Origin of the sequence: Rhizobium sp. CB3060 (assembly GCF_025200735.1) — a bacterium.
In the GTDB taxonomy this organism is placed as follows: Bacteria; Pseudomonadota; Alphaproteobacteria; order Rhizobiales; family Rhizobiaceae; genus Rhizobium.
On sequence record NZ_CP104159.1, the window covers coordinates 1,137,466 to 1,157,728 of the forward strand.

Annotated in this window: 21 protein-coding genes; 11 read left to right on the forward strand and 10 right to left on the reverse strand. The window is 57.8% G+C overall.

Annotated elements, in window-relative coordinates:
• The first annotated feature begins 39 nt into the window (after positions 1-39).
• A complete protein-coding gene (locus N2601_RS24635; protein ID WP_260304004.1) occupies positions 40-3,636 on the forward strand; it encodes a CheR family methyltransferase in 3,597 nt (1,198 codons plus the stop codon).
• Between the two features lie 62 nt (positions 3,637-3,698).
• Positions 3,699-4,082 (forward strand): response regulator, encoded by a 384-nt coding sequence (locus tag N2601_RS24640; RefSeq protein WP_260304005.1) that lies wholly within the window; start codon positions 3,699-3,701, stop codon positions 4,080-4,082.
• Between the two features lie 39 nt (positions 4,083-4,121).
• On the opposite strand, the gene N2601_RS24645 is transcribed toward N2601_RS24640, so the two are convergent.
• The 3 genes from N2601_RS24645 to N2601_RS24655 all read right to left on the reverse strand — a co-directional run bounded on the left by N2601_RS24645 (position 4,122) and on the right by N2601_RS24655 (position 5,214).
• The gene (locus tag N2601_RS24645) at positions 4,122-4,517 is read right to left on the reverse strand and encodes a response regulator (RefSeq protein WP_260304006.1); all 396 of its coding nucleotides are present in this window, start codon (positions 4,515-4,517) and stop codon (positions 4,122-4,124) included.
• Positions 4,514-4,771 carry a hypothetical protein gene (locus N2601_RS24650; protein ID WP_260304007.1) on the reverse strand — a complete coding sequence of 86 codons (258 nt, stop codon included), beginning with the start codon at positions 4,769-4,771 and terminating at the stop codon, positions 4,514-4,516. The genes N2601_RS24645 and N2601_RS24650 overlap by 4 nt, the downstream gene beginning before the upstream one ends.
• A gap of 203 nt (positions 4,772-4,974) precedes the next feature.
• Positions 4,975-5,214 carry a sigma factor gene (locus N2601_RS24655; RefSeq protein WP_260304008.1) on the reverse strand — a complete coding sequence of 80 codons (240 nt, stop codon included), beginning with the start codon at positions 5,212-5,214 and terminating at the stop codon, positions 4,975-4,977.
• A gap of 281 nt (positions 5,215-5,495) precedes the next feature.
• Here N2601_RS24655 and N2601_RS24660 point away from each other — a divergent pair, with 281 nt between their 5' ends.
• From N2601_RS24660 to N2601_RS24680, 5 genes are all read left to right on the forward strand, one after another.
• Positions 5,496-5,921, forward strand: a complete 426-nt coding sequence (locus tag N2601_RS24660) for an HD domain-containing protein (protein ID WP_260304009.1) — start codon at positions 5,496-5,498, stop codon at positions 5,919-5,921.
• A gap of 37 nt (positions 5,922-5,958) precedes the next feature.
• Positions 5,959-6,432, forward strand: coding sequence for a gamma-glutamylcyclotransferase family protein (locus N2601_RS24665; protein WP_260304010.1), 474 nt, complete (start codon positions 5,959-5,961; stop codon positions 6,430-6,432).
• A gap of 216 nt (positions 6,433-6,648) precedes the next feature.
• Positions 6,649-8,286: an alpha-amylase family protein gene (locus N2601_RS24670; RefSeq protein WP_260304011.1), complete on the forward strand. Its 1,638-nt coding sequence runs from the start codon at positions 6,649-6,651 to the stop codon at positions 8,284-8,286.
• 145 nt (positions 8,287-8,431) lie between these two features.
• Complete coding sequence (locus N2601_RS24675; RefSeq protein ID WP_260304012.1) at positions 8,432-10,117, forward strand: glycoside hydrolase family 13 protein; 1,686 nt, start codon at positions 8,432-8,434, stop codon at positions 10,115-10,117.
• 218 nt (positions 10,118-10,335) lie between these two features.
• The gene (locus tag N2601_RS24680) at positions 10,336-10,545 is read left to right on the forward strand and encodes a hypothetical protein (RefSeq protein WP_028750383.1); all 210 of its coding nucleotides are present in this window, start codon (positions 10,336-10,338) and stop codon (positions 10,543-10,545) included.
• Between the two features lie 45 nt (positions 10,546-10,590).
• Here N2601_RS24680 and N2601_RS24685 read toward each other — a convergent pair whose 3' ends face one another.
• Positions 10,591-11,325, reverse strand: a complete 735-nt coding sequence (locus N2601_RS24685; RefSeq protein WP_260304013.1) for an endonuclease/exonuclease/phosphatase family protein — start codon at positions 11,323-11,325, stop codon at positions 10,591-10,593.
• 77 nt (positions 11,326-11,402) lie between these two features.
• Between N2601_RS24685 and N2601_RS24690 the strand changes: the two genes are divergently transcribed.
• Positions 11,403-12,395 (forward strand): lysylphosphatidylglycerol synthase domain-containing protein, encoded by a 993-nt coding sequence (locus N2601_RS24690; RefSeq protein ID WP_260304014.1) that lies wholly within the window; start codon positions 11,403-11,405, stop codon positions 12,393-12,395.
• On the opposite strand, the gene N2601_RS24695 is transcribed toward N2601_RS24690, so the two are convergent.
• Positions 12,312-13,733, reverse strand: coding sequence for a phospholipase D-like domain-containing protein (locus N2601_RS24695; RefSeq protein WP_260304015.1), 1,422 nt, complete (start codon positions 13,731-13,733; stop codon positions 12,312-12,314). The two genes, N2601_RS24690 and N2601_RS24695, sit on opposite strands and share 84 nt — an antisense overlap.
• A 182-nt stretch (positions 13,734-13,915) precedes the next feature.
• Here N2601_RS24695 and N2601_RS24700 point away from each other — a divergent pair, with 182 nt between their 5' ends.
• Both N2601_RS24700 and N2601_RS24705 read left to right on the forward strand, forming a co-directional pair.
• On the forward strand, positions 13,916-14,836 hold the full coding sequence (locus N2601_RS24700) for a DUF72 domain-containing protein (protein ID WP_260304016.1): 921 nt from the start codon (positions 13,916-13,918) through the stop codon (positions 14,834-14,836).
• A 91-nt stretch (positions 14,837-14,927) separates the two neighbouring features.
• The gene (locus tag N2601_RS24705) at positions 14,928-15,212 is read left to right on the forward strand and encodes a DUF1236 domain-containing protein (protein WP_260304017.1); all 285 of its coding nucleotides are present in this window, start codon (positions 14,928-14,930) and stop codon (positions 15,210-15,212) included.
• A 126-nt stretch (positions 15,213-15,338) separates the two neighbouring features.
• On the opposite strand, the gene N2601_RS24710 is transcribed toward N2601_RS24705, so the two are convergent.
• Positions 15,339-15,584, reverse strand: coding sequence for a hypothetical protein (locus tag N2601_RS24710; RefSeq protein ID WP_260304018.1), 246 nt, complete (start codon positions 15,582-15,584; stop codon positions 15,339-15,341).
• Positions 15,585-15,714: 130 nt separating this feature from the next.
• Positions 15,715-16,572: an SDR family oxidoreductase gene (locus tag N2601_RS24715; protein WP_260304019.1), complete on the reverse strand. Its 858-nt coding sequence runs from the start codon at positions 16,570-16,572 to the stop codon at positions 15,715-15,717.
• Between the two features lie 220 nt (positions 16,573-16,792).
• On the opposite strand from N2601_RS24715, the gene N2601_RS24720 reads away from it, so the two are divergent.
• Complete coding sequence (locus N2601_RS24720; protein WP_260304020.1) at positions 16,793-17,230, forward strand: PPC domain-containing DNA-binding protein; 438 nt, start codon at positions 16,793-16,795, stop codon at positions 17,228-17,230.
• A 110-nt stretch (positions 17,231-17,340) separates the two neighbouring features.
• Here N2601_RS24720 and N2601_RS24725 read toward each other — a convergent pair whose 3' ends face one another.
• From N2601_RS24725 to N2601_RS24735, 3 genes are all read right to left on the reverse strand, one after another.
• Positions 17,341-18,087 (reverse strand): ATP-binding cassette domain-containing protein, encoded by a 747-nt coding sequence (locus tag N2601_RS24725; protein WP_104826969.1) that lies wholly within the window; start codon positions 18,085-18,087, stop codon positions 17,341-17,343.
• The gene (locus tag N2601_RS24730; RefSeq protein ID WP_260304021.1) at positions 18,080-19,144 is read right to left on the reverse strand and encodes an ABC transporter permease subunit; all 1,065 of its coding nucleotides are present in this window, start codon (positions 19,142-19,144) and stop codon (positions 18,080-18,082) included. The genes N2601_RS24725 and N2601_RS24730 overlap by 8 nt, the downstream gene beginning before the upstream one ends.
• 107 nt (positions 19,145-19,251) lie before the next feature.
• Positions 19,252-20,241, reverse strand: a complete 990-nt coding sequence (locus N2601_RS24735; RefSeq protein WP_260304022.1) for an ABC transporter substrate-binding protein — start codon at positions 20,239-20,241, stop codon at positions 19,252-19,254.
• Between the last annotated feature and the right edge of the window lie 22 nt (positions 20,242-20,263).

The following is a 20,263-nucleotide window of genomic DNA, read 5'->3' on the forward strand; positions in this document are numbered from 1 at the left end:
TGGGCCGTCTCGGCGGCTCAACACCATGGAACGCCAGACGTGACAAAGAAATCTCGGGTAAAAAAAAGCGACGAGCTTTTGACCGATGCTGGAGTTGAGATCAACGAAGGTGCTGCCTCGCGGTCGCCGATCATCGTGGGGATTGGAGCTTCCGCGGCGGAGACCGGCAGTCTCGAAATCTTCTTTGAGCAGATGCACTCTTCCCCAGGCGCCGCCTTTGTTATCGTGATGCAATATCGCGACGCTTTCGACCAGGAAGCATTCCAGGCCCGTTTGGCGACAGTGAGCGGCCGCACCGTGCGGCTAGCCTCAAACGGGGAAACGATAGAATCCGAGCGCATCTATATCGCTCCGACCGGCGTGATCGCCACCTTGAAAAACGATCGGCTGCTGACCCATCATGGGTCCGACACATCGGGTGAACGCGGGACCATGGACAGCTTCCTGGTCTCCCTGGCCGAACAGGAGCAAAAGCGGGCCATCGGGCTCGTCATGGGCGGCTGCGGGACCGACGGAACCCTCGGTATCATTGCCGTCAAGGAGCAAGGCGGGTTGGCGCTTGCCGAAATCTGCCAGGAATCCGTCGATATTTCCCATCCGTCATCGCAGCCCAAGAGCGCGGCTGCGGTGGCGGATCTGGTTTTGCCTGCCGAGGAGCTGGCGACCCGCATCAAGGCTCAGATCCGCAGCATTCAACGCCAGACGCTGGCGCAGGACTTCGACGAACTGGTCGTTCAGGTTGGCCCGCAACTGACGCGGATCGCCGCCGTGCTTCGCAACAGAACAGGTCACGATTTTCACGGCTACAAGCCCAATACCTTCCTGAGGCGGGTGCAACGCCGCATCCAGGTAACGCAGACCGATACCATCGAAAATTACCTCGAATATCTGCGTTCCGACGCCGACGAGGCAAATAATCTGTTCAACGACCTGCTGATCGGCGTGACGCATTTCTTCCGGGATACCAAGGAGTTCGAACACCTCGAACGGGAGGTCATTCCCAAACTTTTCGAAGGCAAGGGCGCGAGCGATCACATCCGTGTCTGGGTGCTTGGCTGCGCCACGGGTGAAGAAGCCTATTCGATCGCCATCCTTTTGCGCGAACAGATGGCACGGCTCGACATCGTGCCGCATATCCAGATCTTCGCGACCGATATCGATAATCGCGCGCTGGCGCAGGCGCGTGTCGGGCGATACGCCGCCTCCGCGATCAAGGATGTTACACCCGAGCGGTTGGCGCGCTGGTTCGTCAAAGAGGGCGAAACCTATTCCGTGGTCAAGGAACTGCGGGAAATGTGCTTGTTTTCGCAGCACAATCTCATCAAGGACGCGCCCTTCTCAAGGCTCGACATGGTGTCATGCCGCAACCTTCTGATTTATCTGGGCGCAGAACTTCAGAACAGGGTCATTCCGCTCTTCCATTTCGCCCTCAGGCCGGGTGGTTATCTTTTCCTTGGCAATTCCGAGAATGTCAGCCGCCATGGGAAGCTTTTTACGCCCGTGGATCGCCGCTTCCGGATATTCCGGCAAATCGAAACCATGACGCGTCTACTGCCGGATTTTCCATTGTCGGCGACCACCGAACGCAACGCGCCGCCGGGCATGCCGTCCGGAATACGTCCTTCCGTCAACAACGTATCCGTGCTCACGAAACAGGCCGAGCGGATCATGGAGCGATATGCGCCCGCTTACATGATTGTCGACGAAAACCATGACGTGCTGCATTTTTCCGGGCGCACCGGCAAATTCATCGATCCGCCTTCGGGCCATGCCAGCCTCAATGTCTTCAATCTGATCCATCGCGATCTGCGCATAGATCTGCGCGCAGCCCTCCATAAGGCTGAGACCGACAAGGCAACCGTCAAGGTCGGCGGCTTGAAAGTCGGGCAGAACGGCAGCGCCTTAGTGGTAACCATGTCGATCGAACCGATTGACCCCGCGCCGGGACAGCCACGCCGTTTCATGGTGATCCTCCAGGATGGTCAGGTGGTTGGGGAGGATGACGCTGGCACGATCATTCCCTCCGCCGGTCAGGAGGAGCATGTACGGCGCCTGGAGGACGAGCTTCGCCAGGCGCGCGATCGGCTACAGGCAACAGTCGAAGAGCTGGAAAGCACCAATGAAGAGTTGAAGGCCTCGAACGAGGAGTACCAGTCCGTCAACGAGGAACTTCAATCGTCAAATGAGGAATTGGAGACCTCCAAGGAGGAGCTCCAGTCGCTCAACGAAGAACTCCAGACGGTCAATGGCGAACTGGCTCATCGCGTGGAAGAGCTGGCACGGGCGAATTCCGATCTTAGAAATCTGCTCGACAGCACGCAGATTGCCGCCGTCTTTTTGGACAATGATCTGCGCATCAAGAGTTTCACGCCCGCAATCACCGACATATTCCACCTGATCGACACCGATCTCGGCAGACCGATCCATCACATCGCCGCGAGAATTGCCTATGACGATCTCGAGCAGGATGCGCGGCGCGTTATCCGGACGCTGAGCAGCATGGAACGGGAGACGAAAAACCCGCAGACCGGCTCGCAGTATCTGATCCGCGTGCTCCCCTATCGCAGCGTCGACAACGTCATTGAGGGCGCCGTTTTGACCTTCATGGACGTAACCGCGCTCGTCCGAGCAGAGGAGCGCCTGCGGGATCGCGAAGCGCTTCTGCGCTCTGTTGTCGAAGGCATTCCGCAGCTTGTCTGGCGCGCGGCGGCGGAGGGCAATTGGACCTGGAGCAGCCCGCAATGGACGGCTTATACCGGCCAGACCGAGATTGCATCGCTGGGCAAAGGCTGGCTTGATCCCATACATCCCGATGATCGCAAGAAGGTCCTGGAAGCCTGGAAGGATGCCGAAAAAACCGGACTGCTCGAATTGGAGCATCGCCTCTTCAATGCTGAAACGAATACATACAGGACCGTGCATCTACGAGCCCGGCCAGTGAAGAACGATTCCGGCAAGGTGGTCGAATGGTTTGGCACAGCGACCGATGTGCACGAAATGCAGCTCCTTCAGGAGCATCAGCAAATCTTGCTGCACGAGCTTCAGCACCGGGTCCGCAATACGCTTGCGATCGTCCGCTCGATTGCCGCCCATACCGCGGAAACGAGCGACACGGTCGTAGACTACGCCCGTCATCTGGAAGGCCGCATCAACGCAATGGCCAGAACGCAGACCTTGCTGACGAGCGCGCCCGATGCCGCCATGGACCTGAAAGACCTGATCAAAAGCGAAATATCCGCGCAGACCGGCAAAGATGAAAATCCGGTGACGATAACCGGCCCAAATGCGGCTTTGTTCGGCAAAGCGGCGGAGAACATGAGCCTCGCGATCCATGAGTTGACAAGCAATGCCGTTAAATACGGCGCATTGTCGCAAGACGGCGGAGAATTGCACATCTCCTTCCATAATCACGGTGACGGCAAGAAGCCCTCTCTGAAGCTGGTCTGGCAAGAGACAGGGCTGACTGGATTGCCGAAGAGGCCGGCCCGGCGCGGATTTGGGTCCGAACTGATCGAAAATGTCGTGCCGTATCAGTTCGGTGGTAGCGGACGAATGGAGTTCACGCCGGAAGGATTGATCTGTACCATCGAACTTCCTCTTTCCGAAAAGATCAAACTGCATGAGCCAAGTCATTGAGAGTAATGCGCTGCAGAGGCCACACTCGCGAAACTTCCCCACCGTTTGTTCGGTCTGACGAGATGAGCCAGCGCTACAGCCACCTCTTTTCCGGCCGACGGATTTTGATCGTGGAAGATGAGTATCTTCTTGCAAACGAGGCGCGGCGCCAGTTGCTAAAGCTCGGGGCTATCGTCATCGGGCCAACGGCAAGGGTCGACCAGGCTCTCGAATTGATCCAGGATGAAGATGTCGATGCGGCGATCCTCGACGTCCACCTCGACGGTGAAATGGTGTTTCCCGTGGCGGAGAGACTGGATGAACTGAAGATCCCTTATGTCTTTGCGACCGGTTATGATCCGTCGATCATTCCCGCCCGTTTCACCGGTTTTGTTCTTTGCGAGAAGCCGATCGAAATCGAGCATATTGCACGAGGCCTTTTTGGCCCTCGGCAGCAGGATACGTGACGAACGTCTTGCCAGGCATTTCCCGAGAGCCAGACCGCTTTACGCATGCCCGCGCTTGACGCAGTGATCATGCGCCAAAGTGGAGATTTCCGTCGTAAGGCGTTCGATATCGAGCGGCTTCGAATAGACCTCGATGTCCGTGAACCGTTCGCCAAAAACGGATTTTTCATAGCCGGTCGTAAATACGAACGGTATTCCTCGCTTCGAGAGCGCCTCGGCCACGGGAAAGACCATTTCACCTCTGATGCTGACATCGAGGATGGCGCAATCGATCTCATCGGTCGCAGCGATAAGAGACAAAGCCTGAGCGATTGTCGGCGCAGGCCCAAGAACAGCAAGATCGCGATCGCCGAGTGAAGCCGCAAGGTCGAAGGCGAGCAGATATTCATCCTCCACGACCAAAACGATTGGTTGCTCTGCCGGTTCTTTACTCATGAGATTCTGGACGTCCTAGATCGATTAACGATGGCCTTGGCCCAGGCTCGACGCGCCAGCTTTTCAAGACGTTCCGCGTCGATTTCATCTTCAATGATATGCAGGTGGCCTCTCATCAGATCCAGGGTGACGTTGAAGGTGTTCAACAACTCTACAGCCTGCGCACTCGGATGACCGCCGGCCTCCAACCGGCCGATGAGCGCCTCTTGCTTCAGAACGCGCTTTTCACCGTCGCGAACATGGCCTACAGCCATTGCAAGTTCCTCGCGTCTGTGCACGGTCGCCTCCTCAGGGAGATTCCTGCACATCATGAACTCAGTTATGCCTCAAATCCAGCCACTTCCATTGTAGGAACGCTGGATACGCCATTCCGTCAGGTTCGAGGACGGAGTTTACTCAATCCTCCGAAGTTTGTGGGATCTCCTTCCTGCAAACGGCTTCTATATCCTCCTGGATCTTACTGGGAAATGTCGAACTTTCGCCGATAGATGTCGTGCATATTCGCAAACATCCAAGATTCGAGTGACATCTCGTCGGTGAACTGATCGAGGCTTGCAACGGCCCTCGCCACGGTCTCCTGCACCAGATCGTCCGCATCGGCCGGGTTCCTGCAGAACGCTTCCGCCAATGATCGAAATGTCGGCATAAGTTCCTCCATTTCAGCCTGCAATCGGTGGTGTCGGGAAATATCAGTCACGATATTCTCTTTTCACTAACTCACGATTGTTCCGTCCATTTCCATTCGGAGGCATCCGCGCCTGTCCGATATTTTTTAACGGGTATGATCCTCGGCTTGTTCCTGATTGGCCCAAGAAATCTGGAGATCCTGCATCTTCCTTGATGTCGCGGCCAACCTTCCAACAACCGAGCGCCACCACCAGCCGCGGCGGGAACTTCCGGCCGTCTCCACCGTTGAGCTTGATTATTCGAGATACGAAGCGGCGATGCTCAATTTTGAGTTCGCCGACGAGGGTACAGATGTCATCAATCGACCCGCAAAACCGTGCCATGGAAATTGCGACCGAAGCGCATGCGGACCAGACCGATAAACTCGGCAATCCCTATGTCGAGCATTGCCGTCGCGTGGCATCGGCGGTTTCGGGGGAGGACCAGAAAATCGTGGCATATCTGCATGATGTCGTGGAGAAAGGGCCTGGCTGGACCATCGAACGCCTCCGGCAGCAAGGCTTTTCTCGTTCAGTACTCGCAGCCGTCGATGCCCTCACCAAACGCGTTGGCGAGGATGACGATGCCTTTGTCCGCCGCGCGATCGCAAATGCCATGGCAAGACCGGTCAAGAAGGCAGATCTCGAGGACAATCTTTGGCAGCAGCAGCGGATTGGCGGTGACATCGGCAAGTATCGGCGTGGCCTCGATATCATGCGGGAACAAGATGATCGCTGAAGGTGGAATACTCTGACCGATTTCTGAAAGGACCACGATGTCGGCGACTATTCGTCTATTTGTATTCGGGACGCTGAAAAGGGGTTTTGCGTTGCATGAGCGGGGACTGGCGCGTGCGCACTACCGCGGTCTCTTCAAAACCCGCAAGCCCTATCCCATGCTGATCGCCGGTCGCTGGTTTGCACCCATGATGTTTGACGAGCCAGGAAACGGCACGACCGTGAAAGGTGAGCTTTATGAAGTCGACGATCGGACTCTGCGACATCTCGATCTGTTGGAATCGATCGGTAAGCCGGGACATTTCCGCGGATTGATCGAACTGGAACGGGTAGCCGGCGGCGATCCTTGCATCGCATTCGTTTATTTCAAGTCGCGAAGCTTAGCAAAGCCCATACATTCGGACTATCTTTCCACATATGACGATCGCCGTTTCATCCCGCCGGAACAACGCATCGAAAGAGCGCCGGACCAGAGCCGCGGGACATATTCCAAAGATGCCGGGCTCCGATGAAGTCTTTCTGTTCCGACACGGACCAAACGATCGCTCTTGCGTAAGCTCCCCGGAACATTTGCCATTCGATACGGTTTACATCAACGACCTCAGCATGTGCCGGCGGTCGAATGGCGCATAGCGCGACCAGCAATCTCGGGACCACGAGCGTGGTCGAAGAGAGCTGGCATCGGGTGCCCGCTCAGCGGCATGTTGCCCAATGTCGGACGCCCGAACGTGATTGATCTCTGGTACAAGAATTCTGTCATCTACAGCCTCAACGTCGGCACCTTCAAGGACAGTGACGGTGATGGAATTGGCGATTTCAAAGGCCTGACCGATCAGCTCGACTATATCGCACGGCTCGGCGTCACCTGCCTGTGGTTGCTGCCATTTTATCCCAGCCCCGGAATGGACTATGGCTACGATGTTACCGACTACTATAATATTGCCCCGGAGCTCGGTACGCTTGGCGATTTCGTGGAGTTCAGCCATCAGGCGCGGTTGCGCGGCCTGAAACTTATCATCGATCTGCCGATCAATCATACGTCCGAGCAGCATCCCTGGTTTCAACAGGCGCGGACCGATCCTCGCTCGCCCTTCCGCGACTACTACAACTGGTCGAGATCCAAGCCGGCAAACGTCAATCACGGCATGGCCTTTCCCGGCCACCAATCAAGCGTATGGACCTTTGATCCGCTGGCGACGGCCTGGTACTATCATCGCTTCTATCCGCATCAGCCGGACCTCAACATCAGCAACCCGGCGGTCCGGGAAGAGATTTTCAAGATCGTTGGCTTTTGGCTCGAGCTCGGCGTATCGGGATTTCGGATAGATGCAGCACCGTTCCTGGTCGAGGAAATCAGCCCTAACCGCCCCTCGTCGCGGCACTATGAGTTTTTCGGCGAGTTGCGCGACTTTCTATCCTGGCGGCGCGGCGACGCCGTCCTGATTGCCGAAGCAAACGTGCCTCCGAAAGAGATGCCGCAGTTCTTCGGCGGCGGTTCCCGCCTTCACATGCTATTTGCCTTTCTTGCAAACCAGTATCTGTTTCTGGCGCTCGCCACCAATTCCGCCGCCCCCCTTGCGCGGGGTCTCGCCCGGCTTCCGAAATTGCCGCAGCTTTGCCAATGGGTGCAGTTCCTGCGCAATCACGATGAGCTAGACCTGGGCCGCCTGACGGAGAAGGAGCGGAACGAGGTCTACACCGTCTTTGCTCCCGACGCCGACATGCGCCTTTATAACCGTGGCATTCGCCGCCGCCTTGCGCCGATGCTCGGCAACGAGCGCCGGAGGATCGAAATGGCGTTCAGCCTGATGTTCAGCCTTCCGGGCATACCCGTCATTTACTATGGCGACGAACTCGGGCTGGGGGACGTGCTTTGCCTGCCGGAGCGCTGGCCGGTGCGCACCTGCATGCAATGGTCCGATGATGAAAATGCCGGCTTCTCCACCTGCGCGGAAGAATATCTAATCCACCCGGTCATCATGACTGGCGATCATGGAGCCGACAAGATCAACGCCGAGGCTCAGCAGCGCGATCCGGACTCGTTACTCAACTGGGTAAGACGGCTTGTCGACACACGGCAGTCTTGCCCCGAGGTCGGCTGGGGCGAATGGCGCTGTATCGAAACGCATAACCCAGCGGTGTTCGCCCAGAGGTTCGCCTGGGAGCAAGGCACGGTCCTGATCGCTCACAATCTTGCGCCGCGAAATTGCTCCGTGAAGTTGGATCTCGATAAGGATGAGATGAAACAGCTTATCGGATTGTTCGGCAACAGGGTCTATCCCGAGAAAAAAGGCAAGGGCACCACGATCGAGCTCGATGCCTACGGTTACCGTTGGTTTCGGAGCAATCTACCGGCCGCCTCATAGACAGCTCCCTTAAAAACGGGAAATGGCAAGCTCGGCACGGAACCTATGCGCGCGGCAGCGGTTGTGCCTAACCTATACCGCCGAGGGCGCCAAGATGACGCCAGGGAAAGGACGCGGCTTGCCGCGACAATCCGGAGAGGCTCCCATGACCGCCAAACCAGCCACTAGATGGTGGCATGCCAAGACGGCCTATCAGATCTATCCACGCAGCTTCTTCGACAGCAACGGAGACGGCATCGGCGATATTCCGGGCATAACCTCGCGACTCGATTATCTCCACTCCCTCGGCATTGGCTTGATCTGGCTTTCGCCGATCTTCAAATCGCCGATGGACGACAACGGCTACGACATCTCGGACTATCAGGATATCGCGCCGGAGTTCGGAACGCTTGCGGATTTCGATGAGCTGCTTGCGGAAGCGAGCAAACGCGGGATCGGCATTATTCTCGATCTTGTCGTCAATCACACGTCCGATGAGCACCCCTGGTTCCTCGACGCCCGCGCGTCCAAGGACAGCCCATATCGCGACTTCTATATCTGGCGCTCCCCCAACGAGGACGGCAGCCTCCCGAACGACCTTCTTTCCGTGTTCGGAGGACCGGCCTGGACGTTCGAGGCCGCGACCGGCCAATATTATTTCCATCAATTCTCCCACCGGCAGCCGGATCTCAACTGGCACAATCCGAGCGTTCGGCAGGAAATCTACAAGATGATGAATTGGTGGCTGGACCGCGGCATCGCCGGCTTCCGGATGGACGTCATCGACCGCATCGCCAAGGATGTCGATCGCGCGATCACCGCCGACGGCCCGTGTCTTCACGACTACATTCAGGAGATGCATCGAGAAACACTGAAGGACCGCGATGTCGTCACCGTCGGCGAAGCCTGGAGCGCCACCCCTGGCTCGGCTCTCTTATATTCCGGCGCGCAGCGCGGGGAATTGTCCATGGTCTTCCAGTTCGAGCATGTCCTCCAACAGTGGGATAAGGTCTATGGCAAATGGCGGCCACAGCCGTTTGACCTCGTCAGTTTGAAGGCAGTCCTCAGCAAGTGGCAATATGCGCTCTCGGACGATGGATGGAATTCTCTTTTCTGGGGCAACCACGATCTGCCGCGTGCCGTTTCGACCTATGGCGATGCCACGGGTTACCATCGGGAATCCGCGACGATGCTGGCAACCGTCCTTCATTTCCTGAAAGGCACGCCCTTCGTCTACCAGGGCGAAGAAATCGGCATGACGAACGCCACCTTCACCTCCATCGATCAGTACAGAGATATCGAAACGCTGAATATGCATCGCCTGCATGTCGAGGCAGGGCTTTCGTCGGAGGAATTCATCACTGTCGCCAATCGGAATGCGCGCGACAATGCCCGTACCCCCATGCAATGGAGCACGGCGCCGCATGGCGGCTTCACCACCGGCGTTCCGTGGATACAGACAAATCCCAATTTCAGTAGCATCAACGCGGCACAGAGCATGGGTGACGACCGCTCGATCTGGAATTACTACCGGCGGCTGATTGCGCTGCGTGCCATGCATCCGGTCATCGTCTACGGCACCTATCAATCCCATTTCGATCAACACCCGCAGGTTTTCGCCTATACAAGGACATTCGAGGACCAGTGTGTGATCGTGCTCGCAAATTTCTCGGTGGAGACCGTAACACTGCCTCTGCCCGACGAATTGCAGGTGGAAGGTCGATGCCTTATTGCCAACTATCAGCCCGTAAGCCGTTTGCAAGAGACGGTCGAACTCAAGCCATACGAGACTTTGGCGATCCTTCATACGATCGAGCTGCCCAAGGAAAATGTGGCCGAGGCTTCGGCCTGAGCGATGTTTACGGGCTCTTCGGCGATGCAGCGCTACCGACGCCGGAGCGGACGCTGCACCAAACCTCGCCTTCTCGATAATGCTCCAGCACGTGACACATGCCGGCGCGTCGCCGTGCATTTCTACGGGAACCGACATCAATATTCGCGAGTTTGAATTCCTGAGTGCAAGCGAAGCGGGGCGAGCAAACGCATGCCATTTCACGAAGGAGATTGGTCATGGTCACGAAGGCAAACGGCGACCCGCGCCACCACACACAGAAGATGCAGGCGCGGCTGAAAGAAACGATGGATCATTTGCGCGAGGACATCGAAAAGGTCGATGAGCCGCAACTCAAGGCGATGTTCGAAACCGCTGCAGAAGTGCTTGGGGGACTAAGAAAGGCCTTCAGCGATTACGAGAAGAAGAACGAAAGCGCATGGCGATAGCGCGTCAGCACCAGTAGATCGAAAGATTGATACGGACCGGTCGCGTCAATCGCCAAGGCCGATTTCCGCAATCAATGGAAGATGATCGGAAGCCAGGCTCGTCAGACGATTTCGCGGCACGCTCGTGCCAAGGACAGCAAGATCGGCGCTGACGAAAATATGATCCAGCCGCATCAGCGGATAACGCGAGGGAAAGGTCGGCTTCGCCGGCTGATTGCCGGAAAGTTGGGCGTCCTTCAATGTGCGGACGGCAAGCCGGTAGGCTGCGGAGACGGGAACGGCGTTGAAATCCCCGCAGAGAATGGTCGAAGCAAGGTCCTTGCCGCTATCCGGCAGCCATGCCGGCCCGAGAAGCGTCGTCATTTGCTGGACGCGATCGCGTCCCCGAAGGCCGAGATGGGTGTTGACGAGGTGCAACTGCCTGTTTCCCACCATGACTTCGACGGAAACTGCCCCACGCGGCTCGCCCAACGAAGGCAGCGGCCCGGCCTTGATCGCCTTTGTCGGCAGGCTCGTTATGAGCGCGTCTCCATATTGCTCCTCGGCTATCGTCAGGGCCGGATTGAAATGCGCCTCCATCTTCAGCAAGGAGGCGATCATGCTCGCCTGATCGACGCCGCCGGTTCTGTGGCGACGCACATCGATCTCCTGCAGCGCTACGATATCCGCTTGCGTCTCCGCGATCACAGCGGCGATCCGGCCGGGGTCGATCTTGCGATCCGTGCCAATGCAACTGTGCACGTTATAGGTCAGAATTCTGATCGTTCTTCCGCGGGACATGGCCGGGGAACACCGAACTCGCCCAATCGTTCCGCTTCATCGGGGCGGTATTCCCAGCCGATGCAGAAGGATAGCCGATGACCTTGAAAAGCCTGATTTGGAATGGTCTGCTCATCGCAGCGACATGCCTTGCATTCTGGCTCCTGTATCGCATCCTTCATCACTACAGCTTGGATGACATCAGGAACTCGCTGCTGAGCATCCCGCTCCGGCATCTTTGCTTGGCGCTTCTCTGCGCGGCGGCCTCCTACCTTTGTCTCACCGGTTTCGATCTGCTTGCCATCTTGTCGCTCCGCAAGTCTTTGCCTTATCGCAAAATTGCGCTTGCCTCCTTCGTCAGCCTCTCGATAGGCCACAATATTGGCTTTGCCGGCCTCAGCAGCGGCGCCTTCCGATATCGCTTTTATTCACGCTGGGGTCTAAGCATCGAGGAAGTCACGAAGATAGTGCTTTTCTGCGGCGTCACGGTCGGCCTGGGGATGACCACGCTCGGCGGAATCGCGTTGCTGGTCGACCCTGCGGATGCCGCGGGCCTGCTGAGGTCGAATACCAGGGACATCCGAACGGCAGGTGTCATCCTTCTTGCCGTTCCGGTTCTCTATGCGTCGCTTACCATGATCCTGCGGCAAAGATTGACTTTATGGCGCTGGTCATTCGAGCTGCCGCGGCCCCACATAGCCTTGCTGCAAATCGTCATCGGTACTTTGGATTTCGTCTGCGTCTCGGCGTGCCTGCATCAGTTGCTTTCGGCCTTCGCGGATGTTGCATTGTTCCGATCAATCACCGCCTACGTGCTAGCCAATACGGCTGTCATGGCGACCCATGTTCCTGGCGGCTTGGGCGTGATCGAGACAACCGTCTCCTATATCGTGCCGAATGCGGCCTCCATTGGCGCCTTGATCGCCTTTCGCTGCATCTACTTCCTCATCCCCCTCATCCTGGGACCGACCCTTCTGATCGCCAGCGAACTGGTGTTTCGGCACCGCTCAGCTCGAACGAAGGATCCGGCGAAGGTGGCCGACAAGACGACGAGGACCCAGGCGCCCCAGCGGACGGGCGGGATCGAATAGCGCGGTCCCCGCAATCGGCCCTGTCTTTTGGCAGGTCGTTGCCAGCGGCTTGAGGCATCGGGCTCCGACATTCAGCTCAGCGATTGCGTGGATTAGCGATCCGCTCTGTTGAAAGGCATTTCGAACGGCGCCAGCGGCGCAGCCGAGGTACTCCGCCACCAGCATATTGCGCAGCTCATCGATCGCCAAACGGTGAGTGGGCTTATGTGCCTGAAAAAGAATATCGCATTCGGTGTCGAGTCCCTCGGACCGGTGGTTGAGATTGGAGGAACCAATGCGGAGCAGATTGTCGTCGGCGATCAGAAGCTTCGAGTGAACGAGCAGTTCGACCTGCTTTTCGCCATCGGGGACCACCGGATAGAAGATGCGCAGCCGACCGTGACGATCCGCATCCATGAGACGTCGGACGATCCTGTCGCGGTTCTTTCCCATTATAAAGTTCTCGATCAAGCCATGGGATTTGCGTGTGCAGATGATGACGACTTCCGGCCCGTCCTCTTCCCGCAGGCGAGCGGCAATGGCTTCCGCGACATTGAACGACGCAAGGTATTGCGTCTCGATGTAAAGCTGACGTCTCGCCTTGGCGATCACGTCCTTTGTCACGGCAATTCCCTGACGCAGACCGCGCTTGAAGAAGGTCACCGGTTCCGTTATCGCAAGCCTGACCGGCACATTTTCAAGCGACGCGGTGAGATCGTTTGGCCAGTCGACGGCGGTCTGCGCCGTCAAGGCCCTGCACTCCTCTCCGGTGGCATCCATCCATCGTCGCCTCGCCACGGAGGCGATGAGCCTGGCCGCATCCCCCGTCACCATGGTTTGCAGGTCGTGAAGCGGTTCGTAAAACACGCCGTCGGGATCGCGCTTCAGCTTATCACGAACCCTGTGTACCCAGGTGTCCCAACGCCGCGACGTCAGATCGATTCCACCGATGAAGGCCACGGAATCGTCGATGCAGACAAGTTTCTGATGGTGACATCCGCGAATGGCGGGCTGCATGGCAAAGCGCAGGTCGATGCGAGAGTTCTTTGGAAAATTTATCTTGCGCAGTACCTTCAAGGATTTTTCGGAATAAAGCGGTCCCAAGGCCCAGATCAAAATTCGAACCTCAAGATCGGGATTGGCATCCACTAAGGCATGCAGAAGATCGCCGAGTGTTTCTTTGGAGTTCTCAGGCTGCAGGTGGATATCGGGGTTGAAGTCCCATCCGATGATCCAGACCCGTCTCCGCGCACGGCGTAAAATGTGGGCCAATCGCGAGAAATAGGCGCTACCGTTGATGAGGAAGGCCGTCCGTGCCGCAATACCTTCCAATCGCATATCTTCGGCTTTCAGCGACATGGCAGAACCATTTACACCTCTCTGTTTCCGACAGCCGATCGTGCCCCGACAGGTCCTTGTCGCTTGCCTCTTACGAGACGCAAACGCCTGAATTTTCCCAATGTTCCGCCGACGAACGCTTGATGATGCGTGGCTCCACGAAAGCTGGAGGAACAAGTCGCCAGCCGCGCAGTTCCTATGGAATGGCAAAGACAGGCACGATCCGCATCGGTATCTCGGGCTGGACCTACGCCCCTTGGCGCGGCGTCTTCTATCCGGGGGATGTGGCGCAGAAGCGCGAGTTGGCCTATGCCTCGCGGCAATTCCCTTCCATTGAAATCAACGGTACCTTCTACGGCCTGCAGCGCCCCGACGTCTTTGCCAGGTGGCGCGATGAGACGCCCGACGATTTCGTCTTTGCGGTAAAAGGCTCCCGTTACATCACCCATCTGCGCCGGCTTCGCGATGTCGAAACCCCGCTCGCCAATTTCATCGCCTCCGGGGTGCTACGCCTGGGAGCAAAGCTCGGACCAATCCTCTGGCAGTTTCCAGCGCGACAGCGTTTCGATCCCGATCTCTTTTCCGCTTTCATGAGAATGCTGCCGAAAGACACAGCCGCTGCAGCGAGGCTTGCCACGCGGCACGACGAACGGCTGAACGGTCGGGACTGGCTGAAGGCCGATGGCGAAAGACCTATCCGCCACGCATTCGAAATCCGCCACGAGAGCTTCGTCGACGCGGATTTCATCGACCTGCTTCGCGAGCATGAAATCGGGCTCGTTTGCGCCGACACGGTCGAATGGCCGCTGCTGATGGATGTGACGGCCGACTTCGTCTATTGCCGCCTCCATGGCTCCGAAGAGCTTTATGTCAGCGGCTATGACGACAAGGCGCTGGATATCTGGGCGGAGAGGATCGATGACTGGGCCCATGGTCGCGAGCCGGCAAATGCCAACCGCGTGCTCAAGCCGCTGAAGCCGGCGCGCAGTGGCCGCGATGTCTATGTTTATTTCGATAACGACGTGAAAGTACGAGCCCCCGCGGACGCACGGGCGCTTGCCGCACGGCTAGGATTGGCAAATCCCGCCACTGCCAAAAGACGCTCAAAATTGGCTGTGGCCTGATTTTAAGGCGGTTGCAACTGCCGACGCAGTTGCTGAGGAACCTTCACCCCCGGCGGCAGTTAGGAAGTCCATTGGACCAACGGAGGTTATGATGAAAAGGATTCTCGTTGCCGTGAGTGCGGCACTCTTCGCATCCGGGACAGCATTTGCTCAGAGCACGACGGTGGTTATACCCGGAGAGGTCAGGACGTATGTGACGGAACAAGACGTTCCATCGGTAGCTTATGAGGGCGACATCGTAGTCGGCAGCGAATTGCCAAGTTCGGTGGAAGTACACACCATTCCGAGTAACAGCGATTACGCCTATACGGTCGTCAATAAGAAGCGTGTGATCGTAAGCCAAAAGACTCATAAGATTATCGAAGTCGTGAAATAGCGAGGCACGAAGCCAGAATATGCCAGCCCTTCCTTTGTGGTTCTATCGTGGACGGGCTCCTAACGTTACGCGCACCCTTAGCGGTGCGCGTATTTTTGGTTTCGAGTCAATTCCTGCCTTGGTCGGTCAAGCGCCAGAGGCTTTACCTGGCGCCCCGTGAGCCGGACCTTCTTCCTTGACGTCACGCGGCGTAGGTGTGGTGATCGCGCCGTGGTCGGGGTCCTTTACATCCTGTCCCCTCGATCCGTCGGCGCCTGTTGCAAGTTCACGATCGCGGGTCTTCCGCCTGATGTCTCGCAAGGTCGTTGCTTCTTCGATCAGGGCGGTCAGTTCCTCTTCGGAAAGCTCTGAGAGATCAAAGGTCTTGGTCATAACAGTCTCCTAAATGGTCCGGTTTGTTCAGTGGCGAAAGGAAATCCCCCACACCCTCAATCGCGAGGATGCAGGGGCCGCGATCAAGGCCGGCAGAGGGGCATCCTTGCAATATGATCGAGAGCCGCTCCTACAGGATCGGCTTGCCTCCCGTCACGGCGACCGTAGTCCCTGAGACGTAGCTCGACAGCGGATCGGCTAGCATGACGTAGGTCGTAGCAAGCTCGGCGGGCTGGCCGGGGCGCTTCATTGGCACTTGCTTCCCGAAATTCTCGATCGCCTCCTTGGGCATGGTCGATGGAATGAGCAGCGTCCAGATCGGGCCGGGCGCCACGGCATTGGCGCGAATTCCCTTCTCAGCAAGCAATTGCGCGAGACCCGCGGTGAAATTCTGGATGGCGCCCTTGGTCGTGGCATAGGCAAGCAAGGTGGGATTGGGGCTGTCCGAATTGATCGAGGTAGTGTTGATGATGGAACTTCCCGGTTTCATATGCGGAACGGCGGCCTTGGTCAGATAAAACATGGCGTGAATATTGACCTTGAAGGTCAGTTCCCATTCCTGGTCGCTGATATCACCGATGTTGTGAAAGCTCGCCTGGTGAGCAGCATTGTTGACGAGAATATCGATCCCGCCGAGCTGCGCGACCGCCTTGTCCACGATTGCCCGGCAATGCTGCGGATCCTGGATGTCGCCGGGAACGAGAATGGCCTTGTGTCCCGCGTCTTCCACCCAGCGCCGGGTCTCCTCGGCGTCGTCGTCTTCATCCAGATAGGCAATGAGAACATCGGCACCTTCACGGGCAAAGGCGATTGCAACGGCACGGCCAATGCCGCTGTCGCCGCCGGTGATGATCGCCTTCTTGCCGGTAAGCCGGCCCGATCCTCGGTAAGACTTTTCGCCATGATCCGGTACCGGCCGCATGGCCGCGGTATGGCCAGGCATCGGCTGCTGTTGCGATGGGAACGGGGGCGTGGGATGGGTGGCCATGGCTTCCTCCTTGGTATCGGTGGTTCCCATTCTCAACCACGTGCCTCGCGCTTGGTTCCCGAAAAGAGCAAAATCAACAAGAAGCTGATGAAGATGACGCCACCATTTTCAAGGAACCTTCCCGCCCCGCTGCAGTTCTGAACTGGCACCAATATTCCAGTCGACGGAGGCATCTCCGCCTTCACCGGACAACCCGCACAGGGATAGCGAGTTCATTGCCATGAATTTCAAACAGATCAACGAAACGGACGGTCAGCGCACCTATATTGTCGTGCTCGATGCGAAGGAAGAAGCCTTCTCCACCCTCAGCAACTTCGCCACCACCTATGAAATGACCGCCGCCTCGGTCACCGCCATCGGCGCCTTCGAAAAGGCGACCGTCGGCTGGTTTGATTTCTCCGGCCGCAGCTACCGCAAGATTCCGGTCGAGGAGCAATGCGAAGTCCTGAGCCTTCTCGGCGATATCGCAACCGGCGACGACGGTAAGGCGAGCCTGCATCTTCACGCCGTTCTCGGCCTAAAAGACGGCTCCACGCGCGGCGGTCACTTCATCGACGGTATCGTACATCCCACTTTGGAAGTGACCATCATCGAGACCCCCGCCTACCTGCGCCGCCGGCATCACAAAGATCTCGGAATCTCCCTTATCGAACTCTGAGCCAACAACTTTGTGCGCCGTCGCGGACGCCCGCCTTGGATAGAGGGCATCGATGTGCATAGAGCAGATCGAGTTCATTCAGACATAGAGCGGGCAAACCATAAAATCGGCTAACCGCCGATCATCAGCTTGACGACTTCCTCGTGCGTCGTTTCACTGATCTTGCGCTCTCCGGCAACGATACCGCGGCGAAGGACGACGATGCGGTCGGAGACGGCGAAAATATCCTGTAGATTATGCGAGATGAAAATGACGCCGCGGCCCTGTGCCTTCAGTGATTTGATCAAGGCCACCACCTTGCGCTGTTCCGGTACGCCAAGTGCTGCGGTCGGCTCGTCCATGATCAGGATGCGAGCGTTCCAGTAGACCGCGCGCCCGATCGCGACCGCCTGGCGCTGGCCGCCGGAGAAGTTGCTGACCGGCGCATCGAGCCGTTTCACATGGAAATCGAGCTGCGCCATCGTGGCCCGCGCCGCTTCCGCCATGGCCTTCCGGTCGATCACCGGCAGGAAGCCAAAGAGCTTCTTCATCGGTTCGCGCCCAAGGAAGATGTTGGAGCCGATCGTCAGATTGTCGGCAAGCGCCAAATCCTGATAGATCGTCTCGATACCCTTTTCCCGCGCATCTTGTGGGGAGGAGAAGGTAACGGGCTTTCCTTCGATCAAGATCTCGCCGGCCGTCGGCGGATAGACGCCCGAAATCGTCTTGATCATCGTCGTTTTGCCCGCGCCATTGTCTCCCGCGAGCGCCACAACCTCGCCGGGGTGGACCACCATGGAGCAATTGTCCAAGGCTTGGACGGCGCCGAAGTAACGCGACAGGTTCCGGACTTCGAGAAGAGGCTCTGCGCTATTCATCCTGTTTTGCTCCGCTGAACCGGCGCTGTGCCTGGTCGATGAGCACCGAAATGATGATGACGATACCGACGGCGATGAACTGCCAGAACGGCTCCACATTCATGAAAACCAAGCCGTACTGAATGACGGCGATAACCAGCGCGCCGGCAATGGTGCCGATGATCGTGCCCGAGCCGCCAAACAGGCTGGCGCCGCCGATGACGACCGCGGCCACGCTGTCGAGCAGCAGCGGTTCGCCGGCCTGGGCAGCACCGGCGGTGAAGCGGGCGGCATAGAGAGCGCCGCCGAGACCGGCGCAGACCGCCGAAAGCATATAGAGCCGCAGGAGATGGGATTTTAGATCGATGCCGGCCCGCCTTGCTGCCTGCGCATTGGCGCCGATCGCATAATTGTGCTGGCCAAAGCGGGTCTGGCTCAGCAGGTAATGCATGATCACCACGAAAATCAGCGTGACGATGACGAGATAGGGCACGCCATAGAAGCGGCCGTTGCCGAGCTCAGCGAAATAGGAGTTCTTGACGGGCACGGTCGTGCCGCCGGCAAGAAGAAAGGCGGTGCCGCGCGCGACGCCGAACATGCCGAGCGTGCCGATGAAGGGCGGAACCTTGAGCCGGGAAATCAAAAGGCCGTTGATGCAGCCGGGCACCGTGGCCGCGAGCATCGCGACGAGTATTCCGAACACCATGGCTATCGGCAGCGGCATGTAAAGCCCGACCATATTGGTGACATGCGCGGCAACGACCGCAGCGAGACCCATGATGAAGCCTGTCGAAAGGTCGATACCGCCGGATATGATGACGAAGGTCTGGCCGATGGCAAGCAGCAGCGGCGCCACGGCAAAAACGGCGACCGACTGCCAGTTGAAGGCTGAGCCGACAAAGGTGCCGCCGAAATCGACACGCGCCCAGACCTCGAAAATTACGATCAGCGCGGCAAGGAAGAGCCATGCGCGCAACTGGGCGATGCGGTTGACGATGGTTTTTGCTTGATCGCCGTGGTCCGCCTCCGGCGCTACATGCTGGTCCGCCTGGCGGGCCTCGATATTGTCGATGCTCATGAATCAACCCGAACTTGAGCGAGAACGCACAGAAGTCGTCACGCCAGTCCCTCTACTATGATCAAAGATGCGCCTCGCCCTTGAGCGAGGCGCCAGACTTCATCCGATCAATCGGAGTAGATAAATTTCGCGACGTTCTTATCGGCGACATTCGATTTGTCGATGACGGTGAAACCGGTACCGATAGCGGTCGGGATCGAGTTGCCGGTCAGATGCGCATAGGCTGCCATCACGCCGAAGTAGCCAATTTCGGCCGGATGCTGGGCAATCGCGAGATCAACGAGGCCGGAATTGATATTGTCGACGATTGTCGTCGGTGCATCAAAGGCGACAACGCGGATTTTGCCTGTCTGGCCCGCCTGCTGCACCCCGTTTGCGGCGCCGAGAGCGGAGAAGAGGTTGGCACCGAAAACGCCGTCAAGATCCGAATTACGGGCATAGACGGCCTGGAGCTGCGACGCCGCTTTGTTCGCATCGTCGTCGTTGTATTGTGTTTCCAGAACAGTGATGTTCGGATATTTCTTCATCTCGTCCTTGAACCCTTGCTCGCGCTGGTCCGTCGTCGAGATACCTGGCTTGACGTTTGAAACGTAGACCTTGCCTTTTTCGTTGACGGCCTTTGCAAGTGCGCGCGCAGCAATGGCCCCACCGAGCAGGTTGTCCGAGGCAATGTAAGACAGCGGAAAATCGGCGTCGCCACTGCCCGTTTGATAAACCCCGGTACCGATGAACGTATCGACGGTGATGACCGGGATACCCGCATCGACAGCCTTCTTCAGCGGCTGGACCAACTGATCCTTGTCGGTCGGTGCAATCAGGATCGCATCCGGTTTCTTGGCAATGACGGCATCGAGAACCGGAACCTGTGTGACCGGATTGAAGTCGGATGCGCCCTGGAACATGAGCTGAGCACCCACCGCCTTGGCGGCAGCTTCAGCGCCCTTGCGCATGGTGATATAGAAGGCATCCGTCGTCAGGCCTGGAATAAGTGCAATCGTAAACTTCTTGTCTGCGGCTTTGGTGGTGCCGGCAACAGCCGAAACACCGGTGGCAAGCGTTGCCACAGCGGTGGCCTTAAGAAATGAACGGCGCTCCATAATTTCCTCCTCTTGAAACCAG

Excerpts from the sequence above, each read along its gene's own strand:
- N2601_RS24640 (WP_260304005.1), top strand. The coding sequence starts at position 3,699 with ATGAGCCAGCGCTACAGCCACCTCTTTTCCGGCCGACGGATTTTGATC.
- N2601_RS24645 (WP_260304006.1), bottom strand. The coding sequence starts at position 4,517 with ATGAGTAAAGAACCGGCAGAGCAACCAATCGTTTTGGTCGTGGAGGAT.
- N2601_RS24650 (WP_260304007.1), bottom strand. The coding sequence starts at position 4,771 with ATGGCTGTAGGCCATGTTCGCGACGGTGAAAAGCGCGTTCTGAAGCAA.
- N2601_RS24660 (WP_260304009.1), top strand. The coding sequence starts at position 5,496 with ATGTCATCAATCGACCCGCAAAACCGTGCCATGGAAATTGCGACCGAA.
- N2601_RS24665 (WP_260304010.1), top strand. The coding sequence starts at position 5,959 with ATGTCGGCGACTATTCGTCTATTTGTATTCGGGACGCTGAAAAGGGGT.
- N2601_RS24675 (WP_260304012.1), top strand. The coding sequence starts at position 8,432 with ATGACCGCCAAACCAGCCACTAGATGGTGGCATGCCAAGACGGCCTAT.
- N2601_RS24680 (WP_028750383.1), top strand. The coding sequence starts at position 10,336 with ATGGTCACGAAGGCAAACGGCGACCCGCGCCACCACACACAGAAGATG.
- N2601_RS24685 (WP_260304013.1), bottom strand. The coding sequence starts at position 11,325 with ATGTCCCGCGGAAGAACGATCAGAATTCTGACCTATAACGTGCACAGT.
- N2601_RS24690 (WP_260304014.1), top strand. The coding sequence starts at position 11,403 with ATGACCTTGAAAAGCCTGATTTGGAATGGTCTGCTCATCGCAGCGACA.
- N2601_RS24695 (WP_260304015.1), bottom strand. The coding sequence starts at position 13,733 with ATGTCGCTGAAAGCCGAAGATATGCGATTGGAAGGTATTGCGGCACGG.
- N2601_RS24700 (WP_260304016.1), top strand. The coding sequence starts at position 13,916 with ATGGCAAAGACAGGCACGATCCGCATCGGTATCTCGGGCTGGACCTAC.
- N2601_RS24705 (WP_260304017.1), top strand. The coding sequence starts at position 14,928 with ATGAAAAGGATTCTCGTTGCCGTGAGTGCGGCACTCTTCGCATCCGGG.
- N2601_RS24710 (WP_260304018.1), bottom strand. The coding sequence starts at position 15,584 with ATGACCAAGACCTTTGATCTCTCAGAGCTTTCCGAAGAGGAACTGACC.
- N2601_RS24715 (WP_260304019.1), bottom strand. The coding sequence starts at position 16,572 with ATGGCCACCCATCCCACGCCCCCGTTCCCATCGCAACAGCAGCCGATG.
- N2601_RS24720 (WP_260304020.1), top strand. The coding sequence starts at position 16,793 with ATGAATTTCAAACAGATCAACGAAACGGACGGTCAGCGCACCTATATT.
- N2601_RS24725 (WP_104826969.1), bottom strand. The coding sequence starts at position 18,087 with ATGAATAGCGCAGAGCCTCTTCTCGAAGTCCGGAACCTGTCGCGTTAC.
- N2601_RS24730 (WP_260304021.1), bottom strand. The coding sequence starts at position 19,144 with ATGAGCATCGACAATATCGAGGCCCGCCAGGCGGACCAGCATGTAGCG.
- N2601_RS24735 (WP_260304022.1), bottom strand. The coding sequence starts at position 20,241 with ATGGAGCGCCGTTCATTTCTTAAGGCCACCGCTGTGGCAACGCTTGCC.